6 protein-coding genes are annotated in these 6,844 nt (G+C 36.1%); 4 read left to right on the top strand and 2 right to left on the bottom strand.

What is annotated here, in order from left to right; translation table 11 throughout:
* The 3 genes from K8S13_RS14795 to K8S13_RS14785 form a co-directional block, all read left to right on the top strand.
* A partial coding sequence (locus K8S13_RS14795) for an ATP-binding protein (protein ID WP_291463627.1) occupies positions 1-1,675 on the top strand: 1,675 nt, incomplete at its 5' end.
* A gap of 160 nt (positions 1,676-1,835) precedes the next feature.
* Complete coding sequence (locus K8S13_RS14790; RefSeq protein WP_291463625.1) at positions 1,836-2,579, top strand: response regulator; 744 nt, start codon at positions 1,836-1,838, stop codon at positions 2,577-2,579.
* Positions 2,576-5,023 (top strand): flagellar assembly protein A, encoded by a 2,448-nt coding sequence (locus K8S13_RS14785; protein ID WP_291463624.1) that lies wholly within the window; start codon positions 2,576-2,578, stop codon positions 5,021-5,023. The genes K8S13_RS14790 and K8S13_RS14785 overlap by 4 nt, the downstream gene beginning before the upstream one ends.
* Here the strand turns inward: K8S13_RS14785 and K8S13_RS14780 are convergent.
* On the bottom strand, positions 5,020-5,853 hold the full coding sequence (locus K8S13_RS14780; protein ID WP_291463622.1) for a glycosyltransferase: 834 nt from the start codon (positions 5,851-5,853) through the stop codon (positions 5,020-5,022). The genes K8S13_RS14785 and K8S13_RS14780 overlap by 4 nt on opposite strands.
* Positions 5,854-5,871: 18 nt before the next feature.
* Positions 5,872-6,372: a tRNA (N6-threonylcarbamoyladenosine(37)-N6)-methyltransferase TrmO gene (gene tsaA / locus K8S13_RS14775; RefSeq protein WP_291463620.1), complete on the bottom strand. Its 501-nt coding sequence runs from the start codon at positions 6,370-6,372 to the stop codon at positions 5,872-5,874.
* Positions 6,373-6,695: 323 nt separating this feature from the next.
* Between tsaA and K8S13_RS14770 the strand changes: the two genes are divergently transcribed.
* Positions 6,696-6,844: ferredoxin family protein (locus K8S13_RS14770; protein ID WP_291463628.1), on the top strand; the 149-nt coding region annotated here is incomplete at its 3' end.

The raw sequence follows: 6,844 nt of genomic DNA, 5'->3' as shown, positions 1-6,844 counted from the left end.
GGTTATCGGAGTGGTGGCTGTCCAGAGCTATTTAAATTCCAGTCTTTACAAAAAACAAGATTTGCAAGTACTTTCGGTGGTCTCTGATCAGATGGCCATCGCTATTGACCGCAAACATTCTGACGATGCTGTACGGGAAAGTGAGAAAAAATATAGACACCTTTTTCAGAATGCTCCGGCGGGAAACTATGAGATCGATTTTGAAAAAGTCAAATTCATTAACGTTAATGATATAATGTGCAAATATACCGGTTATTCAGAAGAAGAATTTTTGTCCATGAATCCTTTGGATCTTTTAACGGAAGACAGTAAAAATTTATATATTGGAAGACTTGAAAAGCTTTCTACAAGAGAAGATCTTGCCGGCAGCGTTGAATACAACATTGTTAAAAAAGATGGACAAAAATTATGTGTCATTTTGAACACTGATTTTGTCTATAAAAATGGAAAATTAAAAAGAGCACGGGTCGTTGCCCATGATATTACCGAACTGAAAATGGCTCAAAAAGAAAAAATAAAGGCTCAAAAAATTGCAGGAGAACATAAAAAACTAGCGTTGGTTGGTCAGGTTGCTGGAAAAATGGCCCATGATTTTAATAATATTTTGGGCATTATTATGGGGAATACCGAGCTCTCACTGATGGATTGCAAAGATGAAAAGACAAAAAAAACACTTGAATTAATATTTGAACAGACCATACGAGGGAAAAACTTAACCAGAAACCTGGTTGCCTTTGCCAAGGATCAGGAGCCCAGGCAGGAATTTTTCAGAATCAATGAAAAAATTGATCTTGTTCTAAGTCTGTTGAAAAAGGATCTCAAAGGCATTGAACTGATAAAGGAGGATAAACCAGGCGTACCTGATTTGCTCGCCGATGCCGGAATGATCGAGCATGCGCTTATAAATCTAATACAAAATTCAATCCATGCCATAAGTATGTCTGAACATCCCAGAATAATTATTCGAACATATTGCCTAAACGACAATATCTGCTTTGAAATTGAGGATAACGGGTGTGGGATTTCCCAAGAACATCTTGCAAAAATTTATGAGCCTTCTTTCACCCTAAAGGGAACTAAGGATATGACAGGTTCTTATGAAAGCACAATTAAAGGAACTGGTTATGGAATGGCCAATGTAAAAAAATATATCGAACAACACAAGGGCAATATTTCCATTGAGTCGGAATTTAACTCAGGCACAAAATTCACTATAAGTCTGCCGGTCATTGAAAAAGAGCTGACAAGTGAAGAAAAAATAAAATTCCGTAAAGAACTATCACATTTTGAAAAGTATATTCTTCTTGTTGAAGATGAAACAGCCATATCGGATATACAATATAGGATATTAACACAAGAACCCTGTAGTCACAAGGTTGATACTGCTTCTAACGGGCAGATTGCAAAGGATTTATTTGATAGGAACCCATATGATTTTATAAGTCTGGATTATATTCTTCCAGGAAATATTAATGGAATGGATGTATATAATCATATAAGAGCAACAGACAAAACCATTCCAATACTGTTTATCTCCGGTAATATAGAATTTTTAGAATCCATAAAAGAGTTGAAACAAAAAGACGCCAATGTCGACCATCTGGCAAAGCCCTGCCGGAATAAAGATTATGTACACTCCATTAATAAATTGCTGGGAAAGGGCCGGGTGCCATAACAATCCACTCATTGGATGTAATAACTTTAATGGAGAAGTTCAAAAAAATAGGCAGTGGATTGGGGTTTTGGCTTTGGAGTTGATTTTGGCGAAAATAGACGTTAAGATAAAAACAATAAATTTTAAACGCTTATACTGCAAATAGCTTAGAGGCCAATGGATGGAATCTGAATATCAACATAAAGTACTTGTTGTTGACGATGATGAGCAGGTCGGTAAAGCCCTTGATCGTATTCTCCAAAAGGAAAAAATCGAGTATGTTTTTGCAAACAGTGGTGAATCAGCACTGGAGGAAATAAAAAAAACAAAAAAGTCCTTTTCTTTAATTATCTCAGATCAAGACTTGGACGGCATGAAAGGAACCCTGTTTCTTGAACATGCAAAAAAACTCACTCCTGACACTGCCCGGTTTTTGATGACAGCCCATTCTGAAATGGAAACCATTATTAATGCCGTCAATAAGGGGGAAATTCAAAAGTATATCGTCAAGCCGTGGGAGCATGATGATCTTGTCAAAGACATAAAGTCGGGTATTAAACTTTATGAATTCTTTTTGGACAATGAAAAACTTTTAACTCTTGCCAAAAAGCAGAATGCTAAATTATATGACCTCAATTGTGAATTGATGGAAACAACAAAAACTCATAACAAAACAATCCATGAGCTTGACCATGATATTGAAATAATTGAAAAAGAAATCAAGGATCTTTCATCTAAAACACCTGTCAATCTCGATACACTTATAGATGAGATCGAAAACAGCGTAAAAAATGATCAGGGTATTAGTTTGGAAAAAATCCAAACCCTTTTCTCAGATACGATTAATGGGCTTTATGATCAATTCAGTGAGGCAGCGTATCGAAATGGCTTTGAGATGCCTGATATAAAAGGTGAAATCAAATGACGGAAAAGAAAAAACCAAAAGTCATTATTCTTGAAAGCAATGATACCATCAGGGAACATGCCGAATCCATTTTATCCAAATCAGGATGGGATGTTACTTGTGAACAGGTCTCCAAAGAAGCTTTGAACACACTTACCCAATCAAAAAAAACACTATTCGCTCTGTTTATCAGTAATTTTAAGCTGCCTAAAATGGAAGGTGATGATATTTTACAAAAGGTAAAATCCATTTCACCCTTAACTCAAAGAATGCTGCTGATACCTGCTGACAAACCCGATATCTTGATCAGTGCCATTAACAAAGCTGAAATCAATGCCTGCATCATTTCTCCGTTTAATGATGAAGATCTGATAGATCAGGCCAAAAACTGTTTTAAACACTTCAAACATACCTTAAAAAGACTACAGCTAAAAAGGGTAACCGTGCATCAGAATAAGCAAATGTTTAAAATTGCACAGAGCCTTAAAAAAAAAGATACAGCTTATAAACATCTTATTGATGAAAAAAAAGCACAAAAATTGATGTTGAAATCAAAAAAAAGAAGTACTGAAAATGAGAGTGATTTAAACACAAACCTCTCTCTTTCAAGCCTGATGGAACATAAAAAGATTGCGCCTGCACCGGATACGTTTAAAAATGAATTTATCGCCATTTGCAAAACCATCCAAGGCTTGTTTGATCGGGTGACAACTAAACATCATTCAGATCCGGTAAATCTTAATTTTGGAAAAATCGTGACTGAAGAGGGACAAGACCTTCAGGAAAACAAACCCGCCCCTTCTGAACTCCTAGAAAAAATTATAAAAGAGGCTCTCACCCGGATGATAACTACTGAGATTCAAAGTTCAGACAAATTTTTTGAAGCTGATGACACCGCCACTGATACGACAGATGATATTATTAATGAATACTTTGAAATTTCAATTTCCGAAAGTCAGACAAAGGCAACTATTAAAAAAATCAAAGATCCTGATAATAAGTTACCAACACCTGGTCTTTCCGACCTGCTTGACATGCTCAGACAAAAACAGATTTCCTATGGCATACTTGACGATGAGGCCATTGAAATCTGGATTTCAAAATCATTTACTGAAGAAATTATAATCGCCACAGGTGAAGACCCGGTTCATGGGCATGACAGGGAAATAAAATTCCATTTTGAAACAGATTTTACAAATCCCGGGAAAATCAATGAAGACGGAAGCATTGATTTCAGGGAAAGGGGAAATATCCCCCATGTCAACAAAGAAGATCTTCTTGCGCAAAAAATACCCCCACAGGAAAGCAAGCCCGGAATCACTGTTTCAGGTATCCCTATCCCGGTTAATGAAATAATTGATCCTGTTTTCGTTGCAGGTTCCGGTACTGAAATGTCGGAAGACGAGCTTAGCATTCATGCCGTAATTGACGGCCAACCCCACCTTGATGCCATGGGGACGATTTCAGTTAACCCGGAACTTATAATCCCTGGTAATGTTGACTTTCAAACCGGCAATATTGACTTTAAAGGAAATATCGTTGTTAAAGGCATGATTAAAGAAGGGTTCACAGTAAAGGGAATAAACCTGACTGCCCAGGAAATAGAAGGGGGGACCATTGACATGTCAGGGGATTTGAATATTTCCGCAGGCATTACTGACTCAAATATTTCCGCTCATGGAAATATTTATGCAAAATTTATCAATCATTCAAATATCATGGGATTTGGGGACCTTGTAATATCAAAGGAAATCATTGATTCTGATATTATGTTAAGCGGAAGCTGCCAAAATCAAACAGGCCATATTATTTCCTCTCAAGTTACAGCCAAAATGGGTATTGAAGCTGGTAAAATCGGCACTTCTTCTTCAAAACCTGTTAAACTCAAAGTGGGTGTGGATGAACATATTGAGATACTGAAAAAACAGATTGTTGAAACTTTGGAAGCATCTGTCAGTAAATCCAATTTATTAAAAGATGAAATTAAAAAACTTGAAAACCAGGACCAGGAACTCTATCTGACGATATCTGAAAAAGCCCATATTCAGGATCGTGCCCAGCTGGAAATAAAAGAATTAAAAAATTCCCAGGCAGAAGGTGACCAAACAAAAAAGATTAAAAAGCTGAATGAAAAAGCAAAGATTGCTGAAAAGGAACTAAACACCATTTTTGAAACCCAGGATAAGATTGCAGACCAAATTGAACAGATCAAAAATCAAATTGCTGTAATGGAAGGAAAAAATAAAAACCTTGTTATCGAGAAAAAAGCATTAAAAGAATTTTCAAAAAAAGACCGACCTCAAGCGGTTGTCACGGTTGCAAAAACCATCACTCAGGATTCAATAATAAGGGCTCCCCACTCTTCCATTATTCTAAAAGAGGATGCTTCCCGGTGTAAAATTCAGGAAACAGGCTCAGACGAAGAAGGTATCCCTCTTTATGAAATGAACATTTTAGATCTTTAACCAGACATTTTAACAGATTGTCCGACACCTAAATAGTATTCCCCTTCTTCTTTTCTGCCACGTTTTATGCAGCCGTTTCCATAGATAATACATTTTTTTTTCAAAACCCTTTTTGCCTTTGCAGCCTGATCTTGTGTAAGATTGTTGGATTTTATGAGGTTCAGCAACGATAGGATTCTGAATTTATCCTGGGAATGAAAGTTTGAGAGCTGGTCTTTGTGCCCCCCCCTTTTTATAGTATAATGCTTATCAATCAAAAAAATCGGCAGGGTTGAACTGACCCGAAGCCACAGGTCATAATCTTCGCAAACCGTGAAATCTTCATTAAAATATCCTTTCACTTCAAACAATTGTCTTCTCATCATAACTGCAGACGGGCTTACCAGGCAAAGATTTAATGACGGCTCAAATATCATTCCTGATGGTTTCTTATGCTTTACTTTAGGATTTACCCGTTTCCCATTTCTTATCCAGATCTCTTCGGTCTGACAGATCAGGGCTTCAGGATTTTGTTTAAAAAACGCTGCCTGGCAGGATATCTTTCTCTTATCCCAGGCATCGTCGGAATCCAGCAGGGCAATAAATTCTCCTTTACTCTTTTTTATCCCCGCATTTCTGGCAGCACTGACACCTGAATTTTCCTGAGTCAAAACCATCATTTTATTCTTATATGCGCAGAGCAGCTCTTTCGTGTTGTCTTCTGATCCATCATCAATAACTATTAATTCTATATTTGGATAATCCTGAAAAAGAACCGAATCAATGGCATCTTTCAAGGTCCAGGCCCGGTTAAATGTAGTTAGAATAACACTGACAAGAGGAGGGTTCATATGTATTTAAGCCATCATTTAATAATCATGTGGGATGCCTTTAATGTGCAAAGATAGATGCTCCATATCATCCATTTCTTTAATCCACCCATAATTAGCATCGGATTTATTATCAAGATCCTTTATGTATGGTTTGATATCGAGTAAAGGCGTCCCGTCAAACACATCTAATCCTGATGTATAAATTTTATTTTTAATAATATTTTTAATGCGAACAATGCTTAATCCAATAGAATTAGGCCGGACTGGAGATCTACTGGCGAAAACACCTACTTTTTTCCCTCCAGTCCATGGTGGCTGTACCATCATTTTGATTTTACGATTTGTAAGATGTGCATAATAAATGACATAAATATAATGAAATTTCTTAAGTTCATTCAAACCATCGACATATTGAGGGTTGATCATTATACAAAATTCACCCTCGTCTGTATCTATTGGCTGATAGGGTGCATTATCTTGATATGGCGTTTTTATTATTCCTATTTGTTCAAATTGGCAATTGACTTTTTCCTGCATATCTACCTTCCTCTTCACATTTGATCACTTCAAATAATTATTTTGCAAACATTCATACGCCCCATTTTCTTTGATCTTCTCTCATAGGTTCATATATTTTGATACAAAAATCAAATGTTTAATTATTTTAGATGATATATAAAATACCAAAAGGCCCAACCATTCTATTTTTTCATAACCTATCTTTTTTTCTTGCATTTTTTCATTAAATAAAAAAGAATGAATAAAATTCATTTTAATGGAGTTATCCTTGACATACGAATTGAAAACACTTAAAGAAAGGCCTTAATTTACAGATATTTATTATCTATTAAGAGGATATTATGGGAAAAGGCAAAACTATCAAACATTTAATCGATAAAGAATGGTGTAAAGGGTGTGGCATCTGCATTCACTTTTGTCCCAAAAACGTACTTGAATTTGACAAGAAAGGGAAGGCAGAAGCAGTAAGACCCGAAGATTGTATTGCATG

Source organism: Desulfobacula sp., from assembly GCF_021107415.1.
The sequence above is the reverse complement of the archived record's forward strand: the minus strand, read 5'-3'. Positions and strand labels throughout refer to the sequence as shown.